Annotated in this window: 20 protein-coding genes; 14 read left to right on the plus strand and 6 right to left on the minus strand. The window is 72.0% G+C overall.

Annotated features, from left to right (window positions below; genetic code table 11):
* Positions 1-86: 86 nt before the first annotated feature.
* The 5 genes from JQS43_RS06130 to JQS43_RS06150 are packed head-to-tail and all read left to right on the plus strand — an operon-like array spanning position 87 to position 6,861.
* Entirely contained in the window at positions 87-1,751 is a 1,665-nt protein-coding gene (locus JQS43_RS06130; RefSeq protein WP_239678095.1) for a Wzz/FepE/Etk N-terminal domain-containing protein, read from the plus strand.
* On the plus strand, positions 1,748-3,187 hold the full coding sequence (locus tag JQS43_RS06135) for an O-antigen ligase family protein (RefSeq protein WP_239678096.1): 1,440 nt from the start codon (positions 1,748-1,750) through the stop codon (positions 3,185-3,187). Before JQS43_RS06130 ends, JQS43_RS06135 begins: the two co-directional genes overlap by 4 nt.
* The gene (locus JQS43_RS06140; RefSeq protein ID WP_239678097.1) at positions 3,187-4,401 is read left to right on the plus strand and encodes a protein kinase family protein; all 1,215 of its coding nucleotides are present in this window, start codon (positions 3,187-3,189) and stop codon (positions 4,399-4,401) included. The genes JQS43_RS06135 and JQS43_RS06140 overlap by 1 nt, the downstream gene beginning before the upstream one ends.
* Before the next feature lie 10 nt (positions 4,402-4,411).
* Entirely contained in the window at positions 4,412-5,302 is an 891-nt protein-coding gene (locus JQS43_RS06145; protein ID WP_239678098.1) for a sulfotransferase, read from the plus strand.
* The gene (locus tag JQS43_RS06150) at positions 5,266-6,861 is read left to right on the plus strand and encodes a lipopolysaccharide biosynthesis protein (protein WP_239678099.1); all 1,596 of its coding nucleotides are present in this window, start codon (positions 5,266-5,268) and stop codon (positions 6,859-6,861) included. Before JQS43_RS06145 ends, JQS43_RS06150 begins: the two co-directional genes overlap by 37 nt.
* On the opposite strand, the gene JQS43_RS26015 is transcribed toward JQS43_RS06150, so the two are convergent.
* Entirely contained in the window at positions 6,839-7,567 is a 729-nt protein-coding gene (locus JQS43_RS26015) for a class I SAM-dependent methyltransferase (RefSeq protein ID WP_275581033.1), read from the minus strand. The two genes, JQS43_RS06150 and JQS43_RS26015, sit on opposite strands and share 23 nt — an antisense overlap.
* A 198-nt stretch (positions 7,568-7,765) precedes the next feature.
* Between JQS43_RS26015 and JQS43_RS06160 the strand changes: the two genes are divergently transcribed.
* Both JQS43_RS06160 and JQS43_RS06165 read left to right on the plus strand, forming a co-directional pair.
* Entirely contained in the window at positions 7,766-10,321 is a 2,556-nt protein-coding gene (locus JQS43_RS06160; RefSeq protein WP_239678100.1) for a malectin domain-containing carbohydrate-binding protein, read from the plus strand.
* 45 nt (positions 10,322-10,366) lie between these two features.
* Positions 10,367-10,927 (plus strand): hypothetical protein, encoded by a 561-nt coding sequence (locus tag JQS43_RS06165; protein WP_239678101.1) that lies wholly within the window; start codon positions 10,367-10,369, stop codon positions 10,925-10,927.
* Here the strand turns inward: JQS43_RS06165 and JQS43_RS06170 are convergent.
* The 3 genes from JQS43_RS06170 to mce all read right to left on the minus strand — a co-directional run bounded on the left by JQS43_RS06170 (position 10,914) and on the right by mce (position 14,449).
* The gene (locus JQS43_RS06170; RefSeq protein ID WP_239678102.1) at positions 10,914-12,506 is read right to left on the minus strand and encodes a coiled-coil domain-containing protein; all 1,593 of its coding nucleotides are present in this window, start codon (positions 12,504-12,506) and stop codon (positions 10,914-10,916) included. The two genes, JQS43_RS06165 and JQS43_RS06170, sit on opposite strands and share 14 nt — an antisense overlap.
* Before the next feature lie 126 nt (positions 12,507-12,632).
* On the minus strand, positions 12,633-13,868 hold the full coding sequence (locus JQS43_RS06175; protein ID WP_239678103.1) for a coiled-coil domain-containing protein: 1,236 nt from the start codon (positions 13,866-13,868) through the stop codon (positions 12,633-12,635).
* Between the two features lie 137 nt (positions 13,869-14,005).
* The gene (gene mce / locus JQS43_RS06180) at positions 14,006-14,449 is read right to left on the minus strand and encodes a methylmalonyl-CoA epimerase (RefSeq protein WP_239678104.1); all 444 of its coding nucleotides are present in this window, start codon (positions 14,447-14,449) and stop codon (positions 14,006-14,008) included.
* Positions 14,450-14,495: 46 nt separating this feature from the next.
* Between mce and JQS43_RS06185 the strand changes: the two genes are divergently transcribed.
* The 7 genes from JQS43_RS06185 to JQS43_RS06215 all read left to right on the plus strand — a co-directional run bounded on the left by JQS43_RS06185 (position 14,496) and on the right by JQS43_RS06215 (position 24,749).
* Positions 14,496-15,668 (plus strand): acetyl-CoA C-acetyltransferase, encoded by a 1,173-nt coding sequence (locus JQS43_RS06185; RefSeq protein ID WP_239678105.1) that lies wholly within the window; start codon positions 14,496-14,498, stop codon positions 15,666-15,668.
* Positions 15,665-16,624, plus strand: a complete 960-nt coding sequence (meaB, locus tag JQS43_RS06190; RefSeq protein ID WP_239678106.1) for a methylmalonyl Co-A mutase-associated GTPase MeaB — start codon at positions 15,665-15,667, stop codon at positions 16,622-16,624. Before JQS43_RS06185 ends, meaB begins: the two co-directional genes overlap by 4 nt.
* 94 nt (positions 16,625-16,718) lie before the next feature.
* On the plus strand, positions 16,719-19,775 hold the full coding sequence (locus tag JQS43_RS06195) for an FtsX-like permease family protein (RefSeq protein ID WP_239678107.1): 3,057 nt from the start codon (positions 16,719-16,721) through the stop codon (positions 19,773-19,775).
* The gene (locus tag JQS43_RS06200; RefSeq protein WP_239678108.1) at positions 19,775-20,656 is read left to right on the plus strand and encodes an ABC transporter ATP-binding protein; all 882 of its coding nucleotides are present in this window, start codon (positions 19,775-19,777) and stop codon (positions 20,654-20,656) included. Before JQS43_RS06195 ends, JQS43_RS06200 begins: the two co-directional genes overlap by 1 nt.
* Before the next feature lie 102 nt (positions 20,657-20,758).
* Positions 20,759-21,484 (plus strand): Asp23/Gls24 family envelope stress response protein, encoded by a 726-nt coding sequence (locus tag JQS43_RS06205; RefSeq protein ID WP_239678109.1) that lies wholly within the window; start codon positions 20,759-20,761, stop codon positions 21,482-21,484.
* 105 nt (positions 21,485-21,589) lie between these two features.
* Positions 21,590-22,972: a YibE/F family protein gene (locus tag JQS43_RS06210; RefSeq protein WP_239679329.1), complete on the plus strand. Its 1,383-nt coding sequence runs from the start codon at positions 21,590-21,592 to the stop codon at positions 22,970-22,972.
* An 88-nt stretch (positions 22,973-23,060) separates the two neighbouring features.
* Positions 23,061-24,749, plus strand: a complete 1,689-nt coding sequence (locus JQS43_RS06215) for a coenzyme B12-dependent isobutyryl-CoA mutase large subunit (protein ID WP_239678110.1) — start codon at positions 23,061-23,063, stop codon at positions 24,747-24,749.
* Between the two features lie 52 nt (positions 24,750-24,801).
* Here JQS43_RS06215 and JQS43_RS06220 read toward each other — a convergent pair whose 3' ends face one another.
* Together JQS43_RS06220 and JQS43_RS06225 are read right to left on the minus strand one after the other, a co-directional pair.
* Entirely contained in the window at positions 24,802-25,014 is a 213-nt protein-coding gene (locus JQS43_RS06220) for an acyl-CoA carboxylase subunit epsilon (RefSeq protein WP_239678111.1), read from the minus strand.
* Positions 25,015-25,057: 43 nt separating this feature from the next.
* Positions 25,058-26,599, minus strand: a complete 1,542-nt coding sequence (locus JQS43_RS06225; RefSeq protein WP_239678112.1) for an acyl-CoA carboxylase subunit beta — start codon at positions 26,597-26,599, stop codon at positions 25,058-25,060.
* Between the last annotated feature and the right edge of the window lie 57 nt (positions 26,600-26,656).

Genomic DNA, 26,656 nt, shown 5'->3' on the forward strand with positions numbered 1-26,656 from the left:
ATGAGTTCGATGAGCCTCCTCGCCCGGCGTCGTTGCCGGCGCGAGGCGGGTGGGCGCCGACGGCGCCGACGAAACAGGGGAGAGTAATGGTCGACCAGGCGGCGACGCCACAGCCCACATTGGCGGACCTGCTGGAGTGGGTGCTTCGGCGCTGGTGGATCGTGGTGCTGTCGATCCTGGTGGCGGGCGGGGTCAGCGGGTTGGCGGCGGTGTTGCAGTCGCCCACCTACGCCTCCAGCACGTTGGTGCAGGTGCAGCAGGTGGGGCCGGAGTCGGCCGAGAGCCGGCTCAACCTGGACACCGAAGCGCAGGTGGTGCGCTCGATCGATACCGCTAGCCGGGTCGGTGAGATGATCAACTCCACCGAGCCACCGGCCGAGCTGGCCCGCCGAGTGAACGTGCTGGTCCCGCCGAACACCACCTTCCTGGAGATCTCCTTCGAGGCGGGCACCCCGGAACGCGCCCAGGCCGGCGCGCACGCCTTCGCCGAGGCCTACCTCGCGCAACGGGAGGAGACCGCACAGCAGGAGGTCAACGACCGGATCGAGCGGCTGAGCAACCAGATCGAGGCGCTGCGGGCCCAACAAGCCGACGAACAGGTAGTGCTGCCGCTGCTGCACCAGCAGCTGCTGTTGCAGTCGGAGCCGATCCGGGGCGGCGACGTCCGCAGTCCGGCCAACCTGCCCGGCCAGCCCAGCTCACCGAACCGCACGCTCTACCTGGCCAGCGGGCTGGTCGCCGGCCTGCTGCTGGGGCTGGCGGCGGCGTTGCTCGTGCACCGGTTCGACCGGCGGGTGTTCCGGGCCGCGGACCTGCCCGCCGAAGTGGTCGACCAGGTGCTGCTGGAGCTGGCGGGCAGCCGGCCGGCGGCCCAGGTGATGGGGCCGACCACGCCGATGGGTCGGCAGTTCAGCCGGCTCCGCAACGTCATGCGGGCCAACGCTGATGCCCGATCCCCGGGGGGAGCCGGCTCGGCCCCGGGGGTGCTGCTGGTCTGCGGGGTGAGCGCCGGCACCGCCGCCGGCTTCGTCACCGCCAACCTGGCCGCCGCGTTCGCGCGGGCCGGTGAACGGGTCGCGGTGGTCGCCAGCGACTCGGCCAGCGCCGTCTTCGAGGCGCTCGGGGTCTCCGCCGGCCCCGGTCGCGGCCTCGCCGACGTGCTCGCCGGTGCGGTGGCACCGGGCGACGCGACGGTGCCGTCGCCGGTGGTCAACCGGGTCTCGGTGTTGCGACCCGGTCGGCTGGACGAGCGCGAGGAGCTGACGGTCGGCGAGACGATGGGGGTGGTGCTCCGGCTCGCCAGCGGAGTAGACCGGGTGATCATCGAGTCGCCGCCGATGGCCAGGTCCATCGACGCCCAGGCGCTCGGCGTGACCGCCTCCGCCCTGCTCCTGGTCGCCGAGTGCCAGCGGACCACCGGGCCGGAGGTGGCCGCGGCGGTCCGGGACTTCCAACAGGTGCATGCCCCGTTCGCCGGGGTGCTGCTGGTCTCGCCGAGCGGGCGGGCGCGGCGCGGCGCCGGGCCGACCGCCCGGATCATCCCATCCTTCGTTGATTCGGCCGGAGACCCGGCCCCATCCGCCGATGCGGCGCCGAGCGCCGGCCCGGCCAAGTCGCCGGCGCCGAAACCTCCGCCACCGCCGGGGCAACCACAGCCGGGTCCGCGGCCACCGGCGTCGGGTTCGCCGCCGTCAGCGCCGGACGACACGGTGGTGCTCGGGCGGATTCAATCCGACCGCGGCTCCTCGTGACCGTCGACAGTTCCCTCGCCTCGACCACGCCGGTCATCAGCGGGCTGCCGAGCCGGCGGGTGAGCAGCCGGGTCCGGGTATGGCCGCTGGGCCTGCTGCTGGCGGGTTACCCGATTCTGTGGCTGTCCGGGCTGGCCTTCGTCGCCGCGCCGTTGCTGGCGATCCCGATGGCGTGGGAACTCTATCGCCGCCGGTGCCGGGTGCCGGCCGGGTTCGGCTGGTGGATCATCCTGCTAGCGGTGGTGGCGCTCTCGGTGTTGATGCTGGGCGAGCACGCACCACACACGCTCCCGAAAGACAGCGGCTTCGGGCGTTACCTGGCTTTTGGAATGCGGCTCGCCGACTACCTGGTGGCGGCGGTGGTGCTGCTGTTCGTGGGCAACCTGACCGAGCGGGAGCTGCCGACCCGACGAGTCATCCGCTGGCTGTGCACCTTCTTCACGGTGACCGTGGCGGGCGGAGTGGCGGGGCTGGTGCTGCCCCCGGTGCAGGTGCCGACGCTCGGTCAGCTGGTGTTGCCCGGTGCGTTGCTGAGCAACGACTTCGTCCGCCAACTCACCACGGTCAGCTTCGCCCAGTGGCACTCCATCGTGGGCGAGCAGCTGGAGCCACGACCGGCCGCGCCGTTCCCGTGGACCAACACCTGGGGATATGTCCTCTCGCTACTCTTACCGTGGTTCGTGATCGGCGCGGTGCTCGGCGCCCGTACCGTGGGGCGGCGGGTGGCGGCGATAGCGGTGCTGGTGGTCGCGGCGGTGCCGGTGGTCTACTCGCTGAACCGTGGCTTGTGGTTGGCGCTGCTGGTGCTTGCCGGATACACGCTGATCCGGCTGGTCCGGCGGGGGAGCCTGGTGCCGGCGGCGACGATCCTGGCCGCCGGCGCGCTCGCCGCAGTGATCGGGCTGGCGAGCCCGCTCGCCGGGGTGATGCTAGACCGCCTGGACAACCCGCACTCCAACGACGGCCGCAGCAACCTCAGCTCCGCCGCGTTCCAGGTGGCGCTGAGTTCACCGCTGGTGGGGTACGGCGGGCAGCTCTCCACGATCGGCAGCGGCCGGTCGATCGCGATCGGGGCCAGCCCGGAGTGCCCGATGTGTGGTAACCGGGAGGTCGGTGCCGAAGGGCAGCTGTGGCAACTGCTGGTCACCACCGGCTTCGTGGGCACCGCGGCGTACCTCGCCTTCTTTGGCCGGTTCGGGTGGCGCTACCGGCGCGACGGCTCGCTGGTGGGGGTCGCGGGCGCAGCTAACCTGACGCTGATGATTTTCTATCTACCGATCTATACTGCACTCGGGATGCCGCTGCTGATCGCCATGGTCGGGATGGGCCTCTGGTGGCGGTCTGCTACCGCCGAGGCTGATCCAGAGCGGGCCGTCGCGGCCCCGGCGGCGAGCCCGGCGGCGCCGGTCCGCCCGATGAGCGCGGGGGTGGGGTGATGGAGGCGATCGAGCTCGGGCGGTTGCTCAACGGTGACGCGGAGCCGACGGTTGAGCGTGCCCGTTGGCGGGATCGCCGCCGGCCAGCGGGCGAACGATATCTCGTGCTTCCCTCCCGCAGCCGGCCACGGCTGCTGGTCCCGGCGGGCGAGCGGCGAGCGGCTGCGGCGGCCGCCGCAGCCGCCCACCACGCGTTCGCCTGGCGGTCGCGGCTTCGGCAGTGGGCGACCCGGGCCGGTCTCACCGCCGGGCTCGGGGACCTGCTCTTCCGGGACCGGCTGGCGCTCACCGGCTCGTCCACCCTGGCCGGCTGGCTCTCCGAGGTGATGGATCAGCCAGTGCGGTTGGGGCTGCGGCTGGGGCCACCCCGGGCCAACCAGAAGCCGGTGTTGGCGCTGCTGGATCGGGAATGCACCGTGGTCGGCTACGCGAAGCTCGGCGTGACCCCGTTGACCCGGCGACTGCTCGCCACCGAGCGGACCGCGCTGACCGAGCTCGCCACCGCGGAGTTGGCGACCGTGCGGGTGCCCCGGCTGCGCTATGCGGGCGACTGGCACGGCGCCGACCTGGTGGTGGTGAGCGCCCTACCGGTGGCGCAGGCGGCGGCCGGGGCCGGTCGTCGGGGCGCCGGGCTGATCCTCGCCGCCGCCGCCGAGCTGGCGCGGCTGCGCCCGGTGGTCGTCGCCGACCTGGCCGGCAGCGACTATCACCACCGGCTGGCGGCGCAGGTGGCGGCGCTGCCCGCAGACCCACACCGCGAGCTGCTCGCGGCGACGCTGGCCCGGACGGTGGCCGCCGACCGCCGGTTGGAGTTCGGTTGCTGGCACGGTGACTTCTTCGCCGGCAACCTCGCGGTCACCGGCTCGCAGGTGTTGGTCTGGGACTGGGAACGGTTCGCCACCGGAGTCCCGGTCGGCTTCGACGCGCTGCACCACACCTTCATGTCGGAGCTGCTGGTGCGGGGCCGGGCGCTGCCGGAGGCCGCGGCGCGGATGGCCGAACGGGCAGCCGAGGTGCTCGCCCCGCTAGCGGTGCCGGCGGCGCAGGCGCCGGTGGTCGCCGCGCTCTATTTGGTCGAGATCGCTACCCGCTACCGCACCGACAGCAACCAGGCAGGTGGCGGGGGCCTGCTCGCGGCGGCACAGTGGCTGCCCCGGGCGTTGAGCCGGCTGGCGCTCCCGCCACCGGCCGAAGTCGACTCCGGATCGGAGTGAGGAGGAGCTGATGGGGACAGTAACCGCGGTTCGAGGCCGGCTACGTCAGCAGGCGTGGCAGGGAGCGGTGGTGTTGGCCCGGACCACCGGGCGGCTCTCCGCCAACCGCCGGCTGACCCCGGACTTCCTGGTGGTGGGCGCCCAACGGGCCGGCACCACCTCGCTCTACCAGGCGTTGCGCCAGCACCCCTCCTTCCTGCCGGCCCGGCTGCGTAAAGGTGTGCACTACTTCGACATGGCCTACCACCGGCCCATGTCCTGGTATCGGGCGCACTTCCCCACCCGGCGGCGGGCGGCGGCCGTCGCCGCAACGCTCGGCGCGCCGGTAGTGACCGGCGAATTCAGCCCGTACTACATGTGGCACCCGTTGGCACCGGCTCGGATCGCCGCCGACCTGCCCGGCGTCAAAGTGGTGGCGATGCTGCGCGACCCGGTCGAGCGGGCGTACTCGGCGCACGCCCATGAGTTGGCCCGCGGCTTCGAGACCGAGCCCTTCGAGCGGGCGGTGGAGCTGGAGCCGGCCCGGTTGGCGGGCGAGGTGGCGAAGATGACCGACGACCCGGGCTACGCCAGCCACGCCGTGCAGCACCAGGCCTACCTGGCCCGAGGCCGTTACCACGAGCAGTTGACCCGACTCAGCGACCTGGTGGGGCGGGAACGGCTGCATGTCATCGACAGCGAGGAGTTTTTTACGGCGCCCGAGCAGGTGTTCAGCCAGCTCTGCGAGTTCCTGGAGATTCCACCGCGGACCACCGGAGTCCGGTTTGCCCGGCACAACGCCCGGCCGCGCAGCGACCTGCCAGCCGGGCTGCGCCGCCGGCTGGAGGACTCCTTTGCGACGGCTGACGAGGAGCTGGCCCGCTGGTGGGGTCGGACCCCGAGCTGGCGGGCGTACGGGTGACCCAGCCGGTGCCGACCCGCCCGGCGGAGCGGGCCACGGCCGAGATCGGCGCCGCCGCGCGCAGCGGGGCGCTCAACCTCACTGGCGCGGCGGTCTCGGCGGTGCTGGGGCTGCTGCTAACGCTCGCGGTGACCAGGCTCTTCTCGCCCTCGGTCGCCGGGGTCTTCTTCGTGGCGATGACGGTCTTCCTGATCGCCGAAGCAGTAGCCGGGCTCGGCGCCGGGGTAGGTCTGGTCTACACCCTGGCCCGCCGCCGCGCGCTGGGCCAGGTCGCCGGGTTGCGGGCGGTGTGGTGGGTGGCGGCCGGGCCGGCGCTGGCGGGCGCGGTGCTGGTGGCCGCGGCGGTGTGGTTCGGCGCTCCCCGGCTGGCGGAGCAGCTGGTCGACGAGGCGCACGCGGCGGCGACCGCAGCGTTGCGGGCGGTGGCGCTCTTCATCCCGGCGGCGGTGCTGCTGCACCTGGCCGTCTCGGCGATCCGCGGCATGGGTCGCACCCGACCCTTCGTGGTGATCGAACGGTTCGTCCGACCCGCGCTGCAGCTCGCTGCGGTAGCCACCATCGGGCTCGGGGCGCTCGGAGCCGCCGTCGCCGTTAGCGCGGCGTGGGCGGCGCCGTACCTGCTCGCGGCGGTGCTGGCGGCCGCCTGGGCGGTGCGGATGCGACGCCGGCTGGAACGCCGCGCGGCCGTGACCCCGGACCCGCCGACCCGGACGGACTGGCGTAGCTTCTGGCGGTTCTCGGCCCCCCGGGGCGGCACCGGGCTCGCCCAGGTGGGGCTGCAACGCTTCGACCTGATTCTGGTCGCGGCGCTGCTCGGGCCGGTGGCGGTGGCGCTCTACGTCGCCGCCAGCCGGTTCCTGGTGGTAGGGCAGTTGGCGAACCAGGCGATCGGGGTCGCCGCGCAGCACCGGTTCGCCGCGCTCTTCGCCACCGGCGACCTCGCCACCATCCGCCGGCTCTATCAGACCACCACCGCCTGGCTGGTGCTGGGCACCTGGCCGTTGTTGCTGCTCTGCCTCGTCTTCGCCGAACCGGTGCTGGGGCTGTTCGGCCCGCAGTACCCGGCGGCCACGGCGGTGATGCAGCTGCTCTGCGCGGCGATGCTGCTCGGCACCGGGTGCGGCATGGTCAGCATGGTGCTGGAGATGTCGGGCCGCAGCCTGTCGGTGCTGCTACTCACGATCGCCGCCCTGGTGGTCAACGTCGGGCTGAACCTGTTGCTGATCCCGCTGATCGGGCTCAACGGCGCGGCCATCGCCTGGCTCGGTGCGATCGCGGTAAACAACCTCGCCCCACTGTGGCTGCTCCACCGCAGCTACCGGCTGCATCCGTCGGCGGCGAACGTGTGGGTCGCGGTGGCCGCGACCGGGGTGTGCTTCGGTCTGCTCCCGGCCGCGGCAGCGTACTGGTGGGGGAGCCCTGCGGCGGTCGGCGCGGCGCTGCTCGGGGCGGTCGGCTACGCCGCGGTGCTGTGGCGAGCTCGCCGGTTGCTGGAGCTGACCGCCTTCGCGGCGATCGTGCGCCGGGCGGGTCGGGTCACGGCCGGCGCAGAACGCTGATGCAGTCGCGGTATTTGCCCACGGTGAACTGGCCGGTGGCCCCCCACCGGTCGGTCTGCCGCAGCACCCGCAGGCCCGCCTGGTCGGCCCCTTGCGCCAGCAGCCGGGCGGAGACCGGCGAACGGTTGCCGCTGTCCCGGAGCCGCCGCTGGCCAGCCCACCGCTGCAGCACCCGCCCGCCCCGGCCCAGCCGGCGGGTAACCGGGGCCAGCGACAGCGCCCAGTCGGCCTGCCCGGCGTGGTGAATGACGGCGGTGCCACCGGGGGTGAGCACCCGCGCCAACTCGTACAGATAACCCTGGATGATCGGCCAATCCATGTGGACGAAGGCATCGAACGACCAGGCGAAATCGACGCTCTGGTCGACCAGCGGAGCCAGCGAAGAACCGCCGGTCAGGTGATAGCTGACGCGGGGATCGCCGTCGAGGCGCTCCCGGCACGCGTCCAGACATGGTTGTGCGATGTCGACCAGCGCCAACGACTCGGCCCGGGAGAGCAGGTAGCCCGACCACCGGCCGTGGCCCGGGGCGATCTCCAGCACTCGGGAGCCGGTCGGCACCGGCTCGATGAACGTCGCCACCAGGCCCTGCTTCCAGGCCGGATAGGAGGCTCCGCAGTGGTCGGCCATGCCGCGCCACTCGTCACCGGCGTGCTCCCAGCCGTGCTCTTCACCCCAGACCCGCTGGTTCCACTCCACACTCGGCATGGCTAGATTGTCCCTGCCGGCGCGGCACCGGTCTACGCGGTGGACAGTCGGATTCTTGTCAGAAGACTTGCCCTCGCGACGAATCGTGGGGAAGGTGCTCGCGATCGGTGCGGTCGCGTGGTGGGAGGGGCTGTGCGAAAGATATCCAAAGGTGCCGCGGCGATGGCCGTGGGGGGCCTCATCGCGAGCTTAACGGTCATGGTCGGTCAGCCGGACGGCGCTGTCGCCGCCGGGCCACCCGGCCATGACCGGGTCGTCTCCGACGTACCAGCGACTGGGACGCCCGAGATTCAGGACGGCCTGCCGCAAGCAATCGTCGCCGTGGGTGACCGAGTCCTGGTCGGTGGCTCGTTCAGTGAGGTCCGCGATCCCGGCGGCGGCACGCTGCACCAGCGGCCCTACCTGTTCGCCTTCGATGCCGCCACCGGAGCGGTGGACACCGACTTCACCCCGTCGCTCGCCGCCGAGGTCCTCACCCTGCACCCCGGCCCGACCGCGGACACCGTCTACGTCGGTGGCCGCTTCAACCACGCCGGCGGAAACCAGGGCTACAACAAGATCGTGCTCATGGACCTCACCGACGGGTCGGTGCGCACCGACTTCCACGCCCCGCCCATGAACGGGGCGGTCTTCTCGGCGAAAGCGGCCGGCGGCCGGCTCTACGTCGGCGGGAAGTTCACCCTCGCCGGGACCGAGGAACGGGGTGGGCTGGTGACGCTCGACCCGCTCACCGGCGACATCGACCCATTCCTCGACGTGCACGTCACCGAGAACCACAACTGGGACGGCAGCTCCGGAGCCCAGGCCCCGGTCGGGCCCGATCGGATCGACATCACCCCGGACGGCAGTACCGCGGTGGTCATCGGCAACTTCCGGTTCGCCAACGAGCTCGATCGCGACCAGGTGTTCCTGCTCGACCTCACCGGTGAGGAGGCAGAGATCCGGGACTGGCACACCAACCACTTCAAGCCCCGGTGCTCGTGGCGCTCGTTCGACAAGTGGGTGCGGGACGTCAGCTTCTCGCCGGACGGTAGCTACTTCGTCGTCGTCACCACCGGTGGCCCGCACCGGAACACCCTCTGCGACGCGGTCTCCCGTTGGGAGACCGACGCCACCGGCAGCGAGCAGCACCCCACCTGGGTGAACTGGTCGGGTGGCGACACGCTGCTTTCGGTAGCGGTCACCGAAACCGCCGTCTACGCCGGTGGCCACCAGCGATGGATGAACAACCACTGGGGGACCGACTACCCCGACACCGGCGCGGTCGGCCGGCCCGGGCTGAACGCGATGGACCCGGTCAGCGGGGTCGACCTGTCCTGGAACCCCGGGCGCAACCCGCGCGGGTACGGCGCGACCGTGCTCTACGCCACCGCCGACGGGCTCTACGTCGGCTCGGACACCGACTGGATCGGCAACTGGGAGCACTACCGGCCGAAGCTCGCCTTCTTCCCGCTCGCCGGCGGGCACCAGCCGCCTGCGGGCGAGTCGGCGACCATCCCGGCGGACGTGCACTTCACCGATGTGGAGGTCGAGGTCGGCGCCGGCCTGCCGGACATCCTCTACCGGGTCAACGCGGCCGGGCCGGCGCTGCCGGCGCTCGACGACGGTCCGGAGTGGTTCGCCGACAACAGCACCAGCAGCCCGTACCGCAACTCCGGCAGCCTGATCTCCACCAACGCCAACAACGTGCCGGGAGTGCTGGCGCCGGTGCCCGAGACCACCCCGATCGAGGTGTTCAACTCCACCCGCTGGAATCCGGCGAGCGCCGACAACCTGACCTGGTCGTTCCCGGTCCCGGCCGGCACCGACCTGGAGGTCCGGCTCTACTTCGCCGACCGCTGCTGGTGCACCCACCAACCCGGTGACCGGGTCATGGACATCCTCATCGACGGGGTGCTGGTCGCCGACGGGTACGACGTGGTCGACAGCGCCGCCTACAACCGGGGGACCATGCTGTCGTACCCGGTCACCAGCGACGGCGAAGTGGAGATCGAGTTCGAACCGGTGGTCGAGGCCCCGATCGTCTCGGCGATCGAGATCGTGCGGGACCAGACCGGTGACGGGGAGCCCGGCCCGGGCATCGGTAAGCGCTTCTACGACGGCGATGAGGCCGACGAGTTGGTGGCGGTCGGTGGGGCCGACGGCACCCAATGGGGCGAACTGCGCGGGGCCTTCCTCGTCGACGACGTGCTCTTCTACGGCATGGCTGACGGCACCTTCTGGCGGCGCAGCTTCGATGGCTCGGTGGTCGGCCTGCCGCAGCCGCTCACCCCGCACCTCGACCCGTACTGGGACGGAGTGCAGACCCACTCGGGCAGCTCCACATACGATGGCGAACCGAGTTCGTTCGCCGCCAACATCGCCAGTATGCGCGGCATGTATTACACCGACGGCCGGGTCTTCTACACCCGCGCCGGGCAGAACACGCTCTACTGGCGCTGGTTCAACCCGGAGAACGGCCTGGCTGGCTCGCGGGAGTTCACCCTCGCCGGCAGCGGCAACTCCGGCAGCGTCAACAACCTCAGCAACACCTCCGGTGTGCTGTTCGTCGCGGACGGCCACGTCTACTGGTCCCGGGCCGATGACGGCCGGCTGCTCCGGCGGCCGCTGCTCGACTCGGGCTCCGGCAGCGAACAGGTGACCACCGCCGGCAGCGCCTCCCGGCAGTACACCTGGGACGGTTCAGCGGAGGTGGTCGGTGGGCCGGAGGTCGACGGGGTGGACTGGCGGACACCCGGGGCGTTCCTCCGGTAGTAGGCACCGCAACCGCGGTCACGGCAGCGACGAATGGGGGGACCGATGCGACGTCGAGCCACGGTGGCACTAGCCGCCGTCCTGTTGGCCGCGCCGCTGACCGGATGCGGGGGGGACCCGGATGTGTCGTCGGCGGCGGAGGTGACTCCCACCGCCGCCGACGACACATCCGGTGGTGCTCCGGCCGCGTCCGACCCGGCGACCGGCGGGACCACCGGAGCGGCGGAGCCCTCGGCGGCGCCGCCTCCGCCGCCCCCGCCACCGGAGGCGCTCGCGGGCGATCGGGAGCCGGCTCAGCTGCCTGAGCATTGGCCGTCGGAGATCCCGTTGCCGGCGGGGGCGGTGGTGCTCCAGGCAGCTCACCCACCGGGCGGCGGCGATTCGTTCCACCTGTATCTGCGGGTCGCCGGCGACCTAGCCACCACCGTCGACGAGTTGGCGGGCGAGTTCGGCGACGCCGGTTTCGAACGGCCGCGGGTGGAGGTGGCGGCGGAGACCGGCACCCTGCGAACCCAAGGGCATGGCTACCGGATCGAGGTGGCTGGCCGAGTCAGTGACGAGGACATCGCCGTGCTCGACCTCACGTATCAGGTCACCGCAGCTTAGCCGCCGCGCCGGACTCCTCCTCGTCGCCGCCGCTGGTCAGCTGGCCGTCGGCGGCCGTGGTCCGGCTGTGGTGCGCCCGCCGCTCCTCCTCAAGCTGGTCGGAGAGCTCTGACAGCTCCCGCTGCGCCCGCTCGACCTCGTAGCTCTCCTCCTGCCGGCGCGCGATCAGCTCGGTGAGGCGCCGCTTCGCCTCGGCGAGTTCGGTGCGGTGCTCGGCCACCTGCGCGGCGAACTCCTCCGCCTCGTGCTCGGCGGAGGCGGCGCGTTGGGCCGCCGCCGAGGCCTGCTGCTCGGCCTGCTCCCGCAGTTGGGCAGCGTACCGCTGGGCGTCGCCGCGCAGTTGATCCGCGTCGTTGCGGGCCGCGCTGCGGATCGCGTCGGCCTCCCGTTCGGCGGCGGCCCGGCCGGCGGCGGCCGCCTCGGTCGCCTGCTCGGTGACGGCGGCGGCGCGCGCCTCGCCATCGGAACGGGTGGCCTGGGAGTAGGCGTCGGCCTCGGCGGTGACCTCGGCGGCGCGGGCGGCGGCTTCGTCGGTGATCTGTTGCGCTTCGCTGCGGGCGTCGGCGACCAGCCGGGCGGCGTAGGACTCGCCGTCGGTGCGGGTGGCCTCCGCGTACGAGTCAGCCTCCTCGCGGGTGGTCTGGGAATACTCGTCGGCGGTGGCGACGGTCGCTGCGGCCCGGTCGTCGGCGTCGGCTTTGGTGGTCGCGGCGTACTCGTCGGCGCCCGCCCGGGTGGCCTGCGAATACTCGTCGGCGCTCCGGCGGGTGTCCTGGGAGTAGGCGTCGGCCTCGGCGGTGACCTCGGCGCCGCGGGCGGTGGCCTCGTCGGTGATCCGCTGCGCCGCATGCTCGGCATCGGCGACCAGCCGAGCGGAGTGGGCCTCGGCGTCGGACTTGGTGGTCGCGGCGTACTCGTCGGCCTCGCTGCGGGTGGTGTGGGAGTAGGCGTCGGCGTCCGCGGTGACGTGGGCGGCGTGGGCGCTGGCCTCGTCGGTGATCCGCTGCGCCTCGCGCTGCGCATTCGCCAACTCTTCAGCGGCGTCGGCGCGCTGCTGCTTGATCTCCCGCCGGGCCTGGGCGATCTCCGCCGCGAGCTCCGCCCGCCGCTGGGCGTCGACTCGCTCCTCCTCGGCGCGCCGTGCGGCCAGGGCGGTTTCGAAGTCGCGGTGGGCCTGCCCGGTCTTCTCCCGGGCCTCCCGGAGCAGCCGGTCGAGCTCGGCCCGGCGGTCGTTGATCTCCTGCGCGGCTTCGCTGCGGATCTCCTCCGCCTGCCGCTCGGCGACGCTCAGGAGTTGCTCCACATAGGGGCCAAGGTGCCGGAAGGAGACCCGATCGGGGGTGCCCACCCGGGGTCGCAGCTGCGCTAGTTCGGCCCGTAGCTGTTCAACCTGGCCGGCGAGGGCCTGGATCTGGGCGAGCGCCTGCTCCCGCTCCGAATCCAGGGTGGCGATCTCGGCCTCCACCTGGGCGACGTAGCGATCGACCTGCCTCTTGTGGTAGCCGCGCACCACCGTCTCGAAGCTGGCCTCTGTGCTGACGCCCTCGCCCAGAGCGAACAGATCCCCGCTGTGCGACATAACCCCATCCTCACATGCCGCGTCCCGCCCCGCCCGGAAACCCCGGGAACGTGACGAGACGCGGCATCGAGGGGATTTTGCCGGTGTATCGGAGCGAGAGCGCCTTCTTCACCAAGTCTGTGGAGTCTACGCCGATGTCTCCGCCTTGTCGTTCTCTTCGGGCTCGTCGGCCCCGGATTCGCCGCCTCCCACGCCGGGGACGATCCCCGCCAGGCCGGAGAGCATCTGCCCCAGCTGGGAGGTGACCGCCTCCTTCTGCCGGGTGAGCCCGGCGAGCTCGTCGCGGGCGGCGTTGGTGGTGCGCTCGGCCTCGTCGCGGGCCTCGGTGAGCACCCGGTTCGCCTCGGTGTTGGCCTCGTTGCGGGCCTTCTCCGCCTGCGCCTTGGCGTCGGCGATCAGCTGGCTGGCCTGCCGCTCGGATTCGGTGCGGCGGGTCTCCGCCTGCCGGTCGATCTCGGCCTTGCGCTCTTCGGCGGCGCGGGCGCGATCCTCGGCCACCTCGACCATCTCCTGGGTCGCGGCGACCTGGGCGGCGTGGCGGGCCGCGTCCTCGCGCTCGGCGTTCTCGCGCCGTTCGGCGATCTCGAGCGCCAGCGCCTGTAGCTCTCGGTCTCGCTGATCCTTCGCGTCGCTGAGCAGCTTCGTCGCCTCGGCCCGCTTCTCTTCGGCCTCGCGTGAGGCCTTCGCCCGCAGCTGGGTGATCTCCCGCTCGGCGGTGGCCCGCAGCGTGGCCACCTCTCGCTCCACGTTGCCCTTGAGCTCCGAGACCTCGTGCGCGGTGGCGGTGCGTAGGGCCTTGGTCTCCCGCTCGGCGTCGGCCCGGAGCGTGTCCGCTTCCCGGCGGGCCTGGACGCGAGCCTCAGCAGCCTCCCGCTCGGCGTTGGTCGTCAGCTCGTTCGCCTCGCGCTCTGCGGTGGCCTTCATCGCCGCCGCTTCGGCCCGGGCCTTGTCGGTGATCTCCCGTGCCTCCAGCCGGGCCGCCGACAGAATGCCCTCAGACTCCCGCTTGGACTCACCGCGGTGGTCGTTAGCCTGCTCTTCGGCGAGGCGCAGGATCTGCTCGACCCGGGTGCCGAGCCCCGACAGAGTGGGTCGGCTGTTCTCCTCGAGCTGCTTGTTGGTGTCGGTGAGCTTCTGCTCCATGGAGCTGAGCCGCTGCTCGGCGGCGCGCAATCGGCGCTGGGCGTCGCTGAGTCGCTTCTCGGCTTCCTCTTTGTCCGCCTTCTGCTGGGCCATGGACTGGTGCAGCCGGGCGATGTAGTTGTTTACCTGCTCACGGTCGTAGCCGCGGAGGCCGACCGTGAAGTCTGGGGTGCTGTTGGCGTTATCGAAGAACGCCAGCGACGATTGCTGCTGGGGCATTGGAACATACTGGCAGATGCCTAGGGGGGCAACGCAAGGCCAGGGCACTGGAAGTCGCCCGATTCCGCCCGGTCGTACGGTACCCGATGATCATGGTGGCTGGGCGGTCCGTACCCCCGGATGAGCGAACACGTTGGTCAATCCGCGGCCGCTGCCGGTTCTACCAGCTCCACCAGCACCCCGCCAGCGTCCTTGGGGTGTACGAAGTTGATCCGGGAGCCGGCGGTGCCCGGCTCGGGCTGCTCGTAGAGCACCCGCACTCCCCGTTCCCGCAGCGTTTGGCAAGCAGTATCGACGTCGGCGACGGTGTAGGCGACCTGCTGGACACCGGGGCCGTGCCGGTCGAGGAACTTCGCGAGCGGCGATTCGGCATTAAGCGGCGCCAATAGCTGCAGGTAGCCGCCCTCCGAGGTCGGGCCTACCGCCAACATCGCCTCCTGGACTCCTTGCCGATGGTTGGTCTCCACGTGGACGCAGCGCATGCCGAAGACCCGTTCGTGAAATTGGATCGCCTCCGCCAGGTCGGTGACTGCCACCCCCACGTGGTCGATCCGCAGCAGCCCGATGCTCGTCGTCTCCATAGGGTTAGTCTGGCTGAGTAATCGTTCAGACCGATTGTGGGGACCCATGAGTTCGGTGATCGTCAGCGGCGCCCGTACCCCGATGGCGCGGCTACTGGGCAACTTGAAGGACTCTCCGGCGAGCGCGCTCGGCGCGGTCGCGATCCGGGCCGCCCTGGCCCGGGCTGGCGTCGGGCCGGAGCAGGTGCAGTACGTGATCATGGGGCAGGTGCTGACCGCCGGCGCCGGCCAGATTCCGGCCCGGCAGGCCGCGGTGGCCGCGGGGATCCCGATGACGGTCCCCGCGTTGACCATCAACAAGGTCTGCCTCTCCGGGCTGAACGCGATCGCGCTCGCCGACCAGCTGATCCGGGCCGGCGAGTGCGACCTGGTGGTGGCCGGTGGCATGGAGTCCATGACCAACGCCCCCCACCTGTTGCCTGGCCTGCGTCGCGGGCACAAGTACGGCGACCTGACGGTCCGCGACCACATGGCGCTCGACGGGCTCTCCGATGTCTGGGACGCCTGTTCCATGGGTGAGTCGACCGAGCGGCACGGCGCCGGGCTGGGCATCAGCCGCGCTGACCAGGACGCGTTCGCCGCCGCCAGCCATCAGCGCGCCGCCGCCGCCCAGAAGAACGGCGTCTTCGCCGAGGAGATCACCCCGGTGGAGCTGCGGGACGGTTCCTCGGTGACCACCGACGAAGGGGTCCGGCCGGAGTCGACCCCGGAGTCGCTCGGCAAGCTCCGGCCGGCGTTCGCCGCTGACGGCACGATTACCGCGGGCAGCGCGTCGCCGATCTCCGATGGCGCCGCGGCGGTGGTGGTGGCCCGCCGCGAGACCGCCGAGCAGCTGGGGCTGACCTGGCTGGCCGAGATTGGTGCTCACGGCTGCGTCGCCGGTCCGGACAACTCACTGCACTCGCAGCCGGCGCAGGCGATCAGCCACGCCCTCGGTAAGGCCGGGCTCGCCCCGTCCGACCTCGACCTGGTCGAGATCAACGAGGCGTTCGCCCTGGTGGCGCTCCAGTCCATTCGGGAGCTGGCGGTGGATCCGGCGATCGTGAACGCCAATGGCGGCGCGATCGCCCTGGGCCACCCGATCGGTATGTCCGGCGCCCGGCTGGCGTTGACGCTCGCGCTGGAGCTGCGGCGGCGCGGCGGCGGCTGGGGCGCCGCCGGGCTCTGCGGTGGCGGTGGCCAGGGTGACGCGCTGCTGCTGCGGGTGCCGAGCTCGTGAGCGACCCGGCGGCGGTGTCCGAGCTGGTCAAGCGGGCCCGGGACGGTGATCCGCGCGCCGTCGCCCGGCTGATCACGATGGTCGAGTCGAGCGATCCGGCGCTGCCGGAGCTCGCCGCGGCGCTCGCGCCGCACACCGGTACCGCCCAGGTGATCGGTCTGACCGGCTCCCCCGGGGTAGGCAAGTCCACCACCACCACCGAGCTGGTGCGCTCGTTGCGGGCGCAGCGCAAGCGGGTCGGGGTGCTGGCGGTCGACCCGTCCAGCCCGTTCACCGGGGGCGCGATCCTGGGTGACCGGGTGCGGATGCAGGACCACGCCACCGACCCGGGGGTCTATATCCGGTCGATGTCGAGCCGGGGCCAGCTGGGCGGCCTGGCGGCCGCGACCCCGCAGGCGGTGCGGGTGCTCGAAGGAGCCGGCTGTGAGGTGATCCTGGTCGAGACGGTCGGGGTCGGCCAGGCCGAGGTCGAGATCGCCTCGTTGGCCGACACCACCGTGGTGGTGCTCGCGCCGGGCCTCGGCGACGCGATCCAGGCGGCGAAGGCCGGCATCTTGGAGGTGGGCGACCTCTTCGTGGTCAACAAGGCGGACCGAGCGGGTGCCGACGCCACCTACCACGACATCCAGGGCATGATCGGGCTCGCCGACCGGGCCGCCGGCCAGTGGCGGCCGAAGGTGGTCCGGGCGATCGCGAGCCGCGGCGAGGGCATCGACGAGATCCTGGCCGCGATCGATCAGCACCATGACTGGCTGGTCCGCCACGACGAGCTGCGCCGTCGCCGGGAGGCGCGGGCGGCGGCGGAGATCGAGGCGATCGTGCTCGCGGCGCTGCGGGAACGCCTCCCCGCGGCGGTGGCTGACCAGCTACCGGCGGTGATCGCCGGGACCCACGACCCGTACGCAGCAGCGGCGGCTATCCTCGCCGAGCTGGGCCTGACCACCCACATGAGTTGATCATGGACTTTGGTCCCTGATCGGCTTCCGATCAGCGACCAAAGTCCATGATCGGCGCAGAAGGGCTCGGCGCAGGAGCGGAGAGGGGTACGGGGTGCTGCTGCGGGGGATCTGGTACCGACGCGGCCGGGCGGCCGTCGTGGTGGTGCTGGCCGCTATCGCGGTAGCGGCAGCGGTGCTCGCCCCCGCCTACACCCGGGCAGCGCAGCAGTCGGTGCTGACCGACGAACTCTCGGCCGCCCCGGCCAGCGCCGCCGCAGCCACCGTCACCAGCACCGGCACCGCTGCCCTGGCCCCGTTGGCGCACGAGCCGCCAGCGGCGCTCGCGGCGCAGCTGGCGCCCGCGGCGCCCGGAGTGACCGGCCCGGGCAACGGGTTCGCCGCCGCCGTGACCGGAAGCGAGGCCGAGGTCGCGCTCGGCGGCGGGCCGCTGGGGGCGGAGCCGCTCGCCAGCCGGCTGGTCTACCGCGATCAGGTCTGCACCCGACTGGCGATCACCGGTGCTTGCCCGAGCGGCGATGACGAGCTGCTCGTGAGCGACCGACTCGCCGCCGAACACGGGGTCTCACCCGGTGACGAGGTCGCTGTCGACCTCGGTGACCAACGAACCACCCGCACCGTCGTGGGTACGTACCGGCCGCTCGATCCGGCCGAACCCTACTGGGGTCGGCACGTCTACTTCGCCTACGGTGGCTACGACCCGACGACTGGGGCGCCCCGAGTGGACGCGGTCTTCACCGGCGACCCGGCCGCGGTCACCGCCGCGGCCGACGCGACCGTCACCAGCAGCGTGACCTATCCGCTGGAGCCGTCGCAGATCCGGCTGGCGGCGCTGCCGGAGCTACGGGCGGAGCTCGACCAGCTCCACCACGCGGCCGGCGCCGCCGGCGCCGAGCTCACCACCGAGCTGCCGGCGCTGCTCGACGACGTGGCGCAGGAACAGCGGGCGATCGGGCAGACCGCGCCGCTGGTCGCTGTCCCGCTGGTGCTGCTCGCCGGGCTGGTGCTGCTGCGTTCGGTACGGGCGGTGGTGGCCGAGCGGAGCCACGAGATCGGCCTCGCCAAACTGCGGGGCTATCCGAACCAGCAGGCGGCACGGTTCGGACTGGGCGAGGTGTTGGTGCTGGTGGCGGCGGCGGGGCCGATCGGGCTCGGGATCGGCCTGCTCACCGTCGAGCTCGTTGCCCGGCTGTCGCTGGCCCCGGGTACCGGCGTGGAGCTGCGGTGGCCGGTGGTCGGCGCCGTGCTCGGGGCGGTCGCCGCGGCGCTACTCGGCGCCGGAGTCGCGGCCTGGTCGACGCTGCAACAGGGCACGCTCGACCTGCTGCGCCGGGTACCTCGGCGGCGGGGCAGGCGGCTGGGGCCGGCGTCGGCGGCGGTCGCGGCGCTGTCGGTCGCGGCGGTGGCGGTCTTGCTCACCGGCGACCGCACGACACCACTGGCGTTGCTGGCACCGGCGCTGCTGGGCATCCTCGCGGGGATCGCGGTCGCTGGCTGGGTCAGCTGGCGCGCGGCCCACCGGCTCCGGTGGTGGCGGGAACGAGGGCGGCTCGACCCCCGCGGCCTGCCGGCGCTGCTCGCCGCGGCGCAGCTGGCCCGGCAGAACACCGGCCGGCAGACGATCGTAGTGGTGACGGTAGCGGTGGCGCTGCTGTCATTCGCCGCTATCGGCTGGGATGTCGCCGCCCAGGCCCGGTCCGATCGAGCGATCGACCAGGTGGGCGCAGATCGGGTCTACACCGTCCACGCCGACCACCCGACCGCGCTGCGCGAGGCGGTGGCGGCGGCCGACCCCACCGGCCGGTCGATGCCGGTAGTGCGGACCAATCAGCAGTACGCCGGCGGGAACGTGGAGCTGCTGGCGGTGGCGAGCGCCGCGCTGCCGCAGGTGGCGCAGTGGCGGGGGCAGGATGCGGCGGCGCAGACGAGCCGGGCGGCGGCGTTGCGGCCCAGTCCGCCCGTCCCACTGCCGGTGGCGGACCGGCTCACCGTCACCGCCGAGGTCACCGAGTTGGCGGGCGACCCGGTACGGCTGACCGCGCTGCTCTCGACGCCGGGCCACCCGCCGCGGGCGGTTTCGCTGGGGACGCTCGCGCTGGATCGGTCGTCGTACTCTGCCCGGGTGCCGGAGTGCGCTACGGGCTGCCGGTTGCTCGGGCTCACCCTGGGCTCGGTCGCAGTGGCCGGCGCGTACCAGCTGTCGGTGGCGATCACCGGCATCAGCTCCGGGGATACCGCGGTGGCGGCGGAGTTCACCGACCCGCAGCGGTGGCAGGCGCCAGCGGACGTGCAGGTCGGCGCGGGGTCGGCGCTGACCGTAACGGTCGCGGATGGGCATACCGACGACGTGTCGCTGACCTATCTCGATCGGCCCGCGGCCGTGCCGGTGGTGCTGGCCGGCGACGCGCCCGCCGAGGACCCGGCCGCCGAAGAGTTCCGGTTTCCCGGCCTGTCGGAGCGGCCGGAGCCGTTCGTGGTGGTGGACCGAGTGCCGCACGCGCCCCGCGCGGGGGAACGGGCGCTGCTGGTGGATCTGGATTACGCGGTGGCGGCGGCGGAGCGCACGACCGCGCTGGCCGACCACGGCGGACTCCGGTATGAGGTGTGGGCGGCGCGCGACGCACCCGCCGACCTCCCGGAGCGCCTGGCTGACCAGGGGGTGACGGTCGGGTCGGCGGAGACGCTCACCCAGACCGGGGCGCAGCTGGGCCGCGCCGCACCCGCGCTCGGGCTGCGGCTGGGGCTGCTGGCGGCGGGCGCGGCGGTGGCGTTGGCGGTCGCGGCGATGATGCTCTCTACCCAGCTCGCCCGGCGTGAGCGGGCCGCCGATGCGGCGGCGCTCGGCCTCGCCGGTGTCGGCGACCGGGTGCTGCGGCGGGCGGTGTGGCGGGAGTACGCGGCCTTGACCTGGCCGGCGTTGGTCGGGGGCGTCACCGCGGGGATCGCGGCCGCGGCGCTGGTGCTGCCGGGGCTGCCGCTGGTGACGGCTGGCTCCGCGGCGGCGCCGTCCGGGCTGCTCCTCTCTGGATGGGCAGGGCTGCGGTGGGCGCCGGTGGCGGTGGCAGCCACCGCGATCGGGCTGCTGGCGACGGCGGCGCTGGCGGCCGGTCGAGCGGCTGCCGGCGGCGGCGTGGAGCGGGGGAGTCGATGATGGCGCCGGTCGCGGTGACCTGTCGCGGGGTCGTCTACATCTATCGCCTGGAGGGGTACGACGTAGTGGCCTTGTCCGGTGTGGACCTGGACATCGCCGCGGGGGCCGCGGTGGCGCTACTCGGCCCGTCCGGCTCCGGCAAGTCGACGCTGCTCGGGGTGCTCGCCGGGCTGTTGCCGCCGGCGGCTGGCCGGGTGGCCGTCGGCGGGCACGACCTGGCGAAGGCTTCGATGGCGCAGCGGGCGCGGATGCGGGCGACCGATGTCGGGGTGTCGTTGCAGGGCGCCGACCGAAACCTCCTGCCGTACCTGACCGCGGAGCAGAATGTCCGGTTCGCGCAACAGGTGGCGGGCCGTCGGCGGGGCGGATCGCCACCGCGGGAGGTGTTGGCGCAGGTGGGCCTGGCCGACCGCCGGTGGTCGAGCCAGCGGCCGGACCGGTTGGCGCCGGGGCAGCGGCAACGATTGGCGTTGGCGGTGGCGTTGGCGAATCAACCCGGGCTGCTGCTCGCGGACGAGCCCACCAGCCAGCTCGACCGGGCCGCCCGGGATGAGGTCATCGCGGTCCTAGCCGGACTCGCCGGCGCCGGGTGCACGGTGGCGGTAGTCACCCACGACCCGGCGGTGGGGGCGGCGATGGGCCGGACCGTGACCATCCGGGATGGCCGGGTCGGTGCCGAGGGCCGGCTCGGCGAAGAGTACGCGGTGGTCGGTCGCGACGGCGCTCTCCACCTGCCAACGGCGGCGATGGCGCAGCTGCCACCGGGTTCGCTGCTGCAGGTGGTGCCGCAGCCGGACGGTGGGGTGCTGCTCCGGCCGGCAGCATCCGATGTCGACCCGGCGGCGGCGCAGCTGCCCGGCCCCGGCTCGGCGGCCGCCTAGCTGCCCGGCGGGTCGGGTTGCCAGCGAGGGCTACGCTCGGGCCCACACGGCCCTGCGCACCGGCGATGGCGGCGCGGGGCGGCTCGGAGAGAGGACGATGCGATGACTGACCCCACCCCGGACGGGCCCACCAACCCCCAGTTGACCGCGTTGCCGCCGGAGGACGCGACCACCCTCGTCTCGCCGGTGAGCCAGTCACCTGGCGGCCTGCCGGTGGTGCCGCCGCCGCCCGGCTCGCCGGCGGCTACTTCGCCGGCCGAGCCGTTGGCGCCGACCATGACCGCTTCGTCGGCCGAGCCGTTGGCGCCGACCATGACCGCGCTGCCGCCGGAGCCACCCGGCCGGGTCTACGGCACGGGCGAGCGCCGGTACGACGGCGGTTCGGACGGTTCGGGTGGGCCCGCGAGCGGGCCAGCGGAGACCGGGCCAGCGGAGAGCGGGCTGGTGGCGAGCGGACCCGCCGGGGAGGAGCCGCCGGCCGGCCCGGCGGAGACCGCGCCGCCCCGCCCAGGTGGTGACCGAGGGAAGACCACGATCGCCGAGGACGTCATCGAGCAGATCATCGACAAGATCGTCAATCTCACCGTGGTCGAGGTCGGCGGAGTTCGAGGGCTGCACTCAGACGAGGGCCAACCGGTAGCGGTGACGCTCGACGGCGACCAGGCGGAGATCTCGATCTCGGTCCGGGTGGCGTTCGGGTACGCCGTCCACGACCTGGTCGAGCAGCTGCGCAGCGGCGTGATCGAGCAGGTGGAGCGGTTGTTGGGACTCACTGTGACCGAAGTGAACGTCCTGGTGGCCGACGTCACCTTCGACGTTGAGGACTGATCCTCCCTAACCTGCCCAACCCGGCCGATGGGGTGATCCGAGGCCGGTACGGCCCGCGTACCATCGTCTGCTGGCCTGCCCGCAGCGCACGGAGGCGAGGTGACCATGGCCGGAGGGCACGACCACGACCGCGTCGGCATCATGCCCGCATCCCCCCAGGTCCGAAAGGTCCTGACCTGGGTGATGATTCCGTTGGTAGCGGCGACGGTGCTCGCGCTGGCGCTGCTGTGGCCACCGTCTCCGGAGCCCTCGGAGCCGGTCGGCGGCACCTACTACGACGGGCGGGTCACCGCCGTCGCCGAGGAGACCTGCCCGCCGGAGGCGGCGGAGTCCGGGCTTACGCGCTGCGGCGAGGCGACGGTGTTGCTGGCGGACGGTCCCGACCGCGGGCAGGAGGTCACCACCCCGCTGCCGGATGGTCCGGGCGCGCCGGATGTGCGCGCCGGTGACCAGGTCGAGGTCGCGGTGGTCACCAACCCCGGCGACCCGACCGATCAGCAGTACGGGATCGCCGACCACAAGCGGGGTACCCCGTTGGTGCTGCTGGGGGCGCTCTTCGCGCTGGTGATCGTGGCGTTCGGGCTGCGACGCGGGCTCGCGTCGCTGGCCGGGCTGGCGGCGTGTTTCACACTGTTGCTCACCTTCGTGCTGCCGGCGATCATCAGTGGTCAGCCACCGCTGCTGGTGGCGGTGGTCGGCGCGGCCATGGTCATGTTCGTGATCATGTACCTGGTGCACGGGGTCAGCGTGCGCACCTCGGTCGCGGTGCTGGGGACCCTCGGCGCCTTGATCGTCACCGGTCTGCTCGGTTTCCTCGCCACCGCCGCGACCCATCTCACCGGCTTCGTCGGCAACGACGAGCTGACCCTGTTCCACCGCATCCCCGACCTCGACCTACGCGGGGTGCTGCTCGCCGGCATCATCATCGGCTCGCTGGGGGTGCTCGACGACGTCACCGTGAGCCAGTCGGCGACCGTCAGTGAGATCGCCCGCGCCGATCCCACGCTTACCAGGTGGCAGCTGTATAAGGCCGGTATCCGGGTCGGCCGGGCGCACATCGCGTCGGTGGTTAACACCCTCGTCCTCGCCTACGCCGGGGCCTCGTTGCCGTTGCTGCTGCTGATCGTGCTGAGCACCAGCGGCCAGGACATGGGCACCGTGCTCACCGCGCAGCCGATCGCCCAGGAGATCGTACGTAGCGTGGTGGCGACGATCGGCCTGGTGGCGGCGGTGCCGTTGACGACCTTGCTGGCGGCGGTGGTGTGCGGCTCCGCGCGGACGGCGGCCGGGGGAGTGGCCTCCGGTGGTCCGGAGCAGGTGCCGAGCCCGGCCGGCGGGGTGGCCAGCGGCCCTGAGCACGCCGCTGGGGCCCCCGCCGCGCTGTCGACCACGCCGTCACTCCCGCCGCCGTTGCCGCGCCGCCCACGCCACCGCCGGGTGGACGCCGGCGAGGCGCTCGCTCCCGAGCATCGCTCCGACCCCTGGTAACGGAGGTTGGCTACGGTTCGCTTAGCGCTCGTTCAGGCGGCGGCTATCATCGGGCTGGGGTAGACATCGAAGTCTGGAGGAGACGCCCATGGACGCTGGGGAGATCGCCGCCGGCCGGGAACGCTGGCAGGCCCGCTACGACTCGGCCCGCAAGCGTGACGCCGACTTCACCACTCTGTCGGGCGCCCCGGTCGAGCCGGTGTACGGGCCGCCGCCGGGGGTCGCGTACCCAGGCTTCGAACGGATCGGCTGGCCAGGCGAGTACCCGTACACCCGCGGGCTCTATCCGACCGGCTACCGGGGGCGGACCTGGACGATCCGGCAGTTCTCCGGGTTCGGTAACGCGCGGCAGACCAATGAGCGTTACCAGATGTTGCTCGCCGCGGGCGGCGGCGGGCTGTCGGTGGCGTTCGACATGCCGACCCTGATGGGGCGGGACTCCGACGATCCACAGTCGTTGGGGGAGGTCGGCCACTGTGGAGTGGCGATCGACTCCGCCGCCGACATGGACGTGCTGTTCGACAACATCGACCTCGGCGCCGTCACCACCAGCATGACCATCTCCGGTCCGGCGGTGCCGATCTTCTGCATGTATCTGGTGGCCGCGGAGCGGCAGGGCACCGACATCTCGCGGCTGGACGGCACGCTGCAGACCGACATCTTCAAGGAGTACATCGCGCAGAAGGAGTGGCTCTTCCCGCCGGAGCCGCACCTGCGACTGATCGGTGACCTGATGGAGTTCTGCCACCGGGAGATCCCGCGCTACAAGCCGCTCTCGGTCTCCGGCTACCACATCCGGGAAGCTGGCTCCACCGCCGCCCAGGAGTTGGCGTACACGTTGGCCGACGGCTTCGGATATGTGGAGCTGGGGCAGTCGCGCGGGCTGGACGCCAACGAGTTCGCCCCCGGTCTGAGCTTCTTCTTCGACTCGCACGTCGACTTCTTCGAGGAGGTCGCCAAGTTCCGGGCGGCTCGCCGGATCTGGGCCCGCTGGCTGAAAGAGATCTACGGGGTCACCGACGAACGGGCGCTGTGGCTCCGGTTCCACACTCAGACCGCCGGGGTGTCACTCACCGCCCAGCAGCCGGTCAACAACGTGGTCCGCACCGCGGTCGAGGCGCTCGCGGCAGTGCTCGGCGGGACGAATTCGCTGCACACCAACGCGTTGGACGAGACGCTGGCGCTGCCGACCGACGAGTCGGCCGAGATCGCGTTGCGGACCCAGCAGGTGCTGATGGAGGAGACCGGGGTCACCAACGTCGCCGATCCGCTGGGCGGCTCCTGGTATGTGGAGGCGTTGACCGACCAGATCGAGGCCGAGGCCGAGGCGATCTTTGAACGGATCCGGTCGATGGGCGGAGAGGCGGAGCACCACATCGGCCCGATGACCGCCGGGATCCTACGCGGCATCGAGGACGGGTGGTTCATGGCCGAGATCGCCGACTCCGCCTTCACCTATCAGCAGGCGCTGGAGAAGGGCGAGAAGAAGATCGTCGGGGTAAACTGCCACACCAGCACGGTCGCCAAGGAGTTGGAGATCCTGCGGATCTCGCACGAGGTCGAGATCGAGCAGAAGCAGACGTTGGCGCAACGGAAGGCGGCCCGGGACGAGGCCGTGGTCGACGCGGCGCTGCGCCGGATGGTCGAGGTGGCCCGGACCGATCAGAACCTGCTGCCGGCGATGCTGGACGCCGCCCGGGCCGAAGCCACCCTCGGCGAGATCTGCGACGCGCTCCGCGAGCAGTGGGGTTCGTATCGCGAACCCGCCCGGTTCTAGCCGATGGTGCAGGGGACGCGTCCCGGATGCGGTGGACGTTCGCGGTCCAGGGTTAGCCGAGGCGCTGCCAACTGACCGGGTTACGATAGTGGCTGACCGGGCCTAGTCGCCGCCAGCGCGGACCGGACCGGCCTCGACGAGGCTCGGCCCGACCGGCGTCGGCGGCTGCGACTCGGCTGGCCACGATCACCGCGAGGACCGAGGTCAACGCAGCGAGTTCATCCGGGGTGGGGTCACCACGGAGGATCCGGTACCAGTGTGCCATCCATACCTCCCGACATGACGGGGATCTGACGAGTATGTGCGGATCATTGCGGTGGGTTTCCGTGCTTGCGGGCCGGTAGGTCGGCGTGTTTGGTCTGTAGCGTCTGAAGCGACCGGATCAACACTGCGCGGGTGTCGGCGGGGTGGATGACATCGTCGACAAGTCCTCGCTCCGCGGCGTAGTAAGGGTGCATGAGCTCGTCACGGTACTGCTGGACGAGGTCGGTTCGAGTCGCTCCCGGATCCTCAGAATCGGCGATCTGTCGTCGGAAGATGACGTTCGCGGCGCCCTCCGCGCCCATCACCGCGATCTCGTTGTTGGGCCAGGCGTACGAGAGGTCCGCCCCCACGCTTCGTGAGTCCATCACGATGTACGCGCCGCCGTACGCCTTCCGTAGCACCACCGAGATCCGCGGCACCGTGGCGTTGCAGTACGCGTATAGCAGCTTCGCGCCGTGCCGGACGATGCCACCGTGTTCCTGTGCCAGCCCCGGGAGGAAGCCCGGGACATCGAGGAGAGTCACCAGTGGAATGTTGAACGCGTCGCAGAATTGCACGAACCGCGCCGCCTTCTCGCTGGCGTGAATGTCGAGCGCGCCGGCTGACGACTGCGGCTGGTTCGCGACGAACCCGACTACCTGGCCATCGAGCCGGGCGAGGGCGACTACGACGTTGGTCGCCCATCCTTCGTGTACCTCAAGGTACTGGCCGTCGTCGCTGACCTCCTCGATGACCGCCCGCATGTCGTACGGGCGGGCGCCGTCGGTCGGCACGAGGTCCACCAACCCGTCGCACCGACGCTCGGGGGAGTCGTCGGTCAGTCCGGTCGGGGCCGTCTCGTGGTTGTTCGACGGCAGCATCGACAGCAGGAAGCGAACGTCCTCCAGGCAGGCCTCTTCGTGGTCGTGGACGAAGTGGGCGACACCGGAGACCGAGGCGTGTACGTCGGCTCCGCCGAGTTCGTCCTGGCTGACCTGCGCACCGGTTACCGCGGTGACCACCTCCGGCCCGGTGATGAACATCTGCGCGGTGTCCCGCACCATGAACACGAAGTCGGTCAACGCCGGGGAGTACGCCGCACCGCCCGCGCAAGGGCCGAGGACGACGCTGATCTGCGGTATCACGCCAGAGGCCCGAGTGTTGCGCCGGAAGATCCCGCCGTACCCCGCGAGCGCGACGACACCTTCCTGAATGCGGGCGCCTGCCCCGTCGTTCAACGAGACCAGCGGAGCGCCGGTGGCGATGGCCATGTCCATGATCCGGTGGATCTTCTCGGCGTGCGCCTCGCCGAGCGCGCCGCCGAAGATCCGGAAGTCGTGTGCGTAGACGAAGACTGTCCGTCCGTAGACCGTGCCCCAGCCCGTGACCACGCCGTCGGTGTGGGGCCGGCGAGCCTGCAGCCCGAACCCACTCGCCCGGTGCCGACGCAGCGGCTCGGTCTCCTGAAAGGAATCCTTGTCTAGCAGCAGCGCGATCCGCTCCCGGGCGGTGAGCTTGCCTTTGGCATGCTGGCGCTCGGTCGCCCCCGGGTCCGGCCCGGCCAGGATCGCCGCCTTCAGCCGCGTCAACTCGGTGACTCGGTCCACGTCTCAATCCTCTCCGTCGCGATTGGTTGCTCCGCGAATCCGGTGGCTCGCAGGTGG

Source organism: Natronosporangium hydrolyticum, assembly GCF_016925615.1.
GTDB classification, from domain to species: Bacteria; Actinomycetota; Actinomycetes; order Mycobacteriales; family Micromonosporaceae; genus Natronosporangium; species Natronosporangium hydrolyticum.

Coding starts and splice junctions, on each gene's coding strand:
- JQS43_RS06130 (WP_239678095.1), top strand. CDS start 87: ATGGTCGACCAGGCGGCGACGCCACAGCCCACATTGGCGGACCTGCTG.
- JQS43_RS06140 (WP_239678097.1), top strand. CDS start 3,187: ATGGAGGCGATCGAGCTCGGGCGGTTGCTCAACGGTGACGCGGAGCCG.
- JQS43_RS06145 (WP_239678098.1), top strand. CDS start 4,412: ATGGGGACAGTAACCGCGGTTCGAGGCCGGCTACGTCAGCAGGCGTGG.
- JQS43_RS26015 (WP_275581033.1), bottom strand. CDS start 7,567: ATGCCGAGTGTGGAGTGGAACCAGCGGGTCTGGGGTGAAGAGCACGGC.
- JQS43_RS06160 (WP_239678100.1), top strand. CDS start 7,766: ATGGTCGGTCAGCCGGACGGCGCTGTCGCCGCCGGGCCACCCGGCCAT.
- JQS43_RS06165 (WP_239678101.1), top strand. CDS start 10,367: ATGCGACGTCGAGCCACGGTGGCACTAGCCGCCGTCCTGTTGGCCGCG.
- JQS43_RS06170 (WP_239678102.1), bottom strand. CDS start 12,506: ATGTCGCACAGCGGGGATCTGTTCGCTCTGGGCGAGGGCGTCAGCACA.
- JQS43_RS06175 (WP_239678103.1), bottom strand. CDS start 13,868: ATGCCCCAGCAGCAATCGTCGCTGGCGTTCTTCGATAACGCCAACAGC.
- mce (WP_239678104.1), bottom strand. CDS start 14,449: ATGGAGACGACGAGCATCGGGCTGCTGCGGATCGACCACGTGGGGGTG.
- JQS43_RS06185 (WP_239678105.1), top strand. CDS start 14,496: ATGAGTTCGGTGATCGTCAGCGGCGCCCGTACCCCGATGGCGCGGCTA.
- JQS43_RS06200 (WP_239678108.1), top strand. CDS start 19,775: ATGGCGCCGGTCGCGGTGACCTGTCGCGGGGTCGTCTACATCTATCGC.
- JQS43_RS06205 (WP_239678109.1), top strand. CDS start 20,759: ATGACTGACCCCACCCCGGACGGGCCCACCAACCCCCAGTTGACCGCG.
- JQS43_RS06210 (WP_239679329.1), top strand. CDS start 21,590: ATGGCCGGAGGGCACGACCACGACCGCGTCGGCATCATGCCCGCATCC.
- JQS43_RS06215 (WP_239678110.1), top strand. CDS start 23,061: ATGGACGCTGGGGAGATCGCCGCCGGCCGGGAACGCTGGCAGGCCCGC.
- JQS43_RS06220 (WP_239678111.1), bottom strand. CDS start 25,014: ATGGCACACTGGTACCGGATCCTCCGTGGTGACCCCACCCCGGATGAA.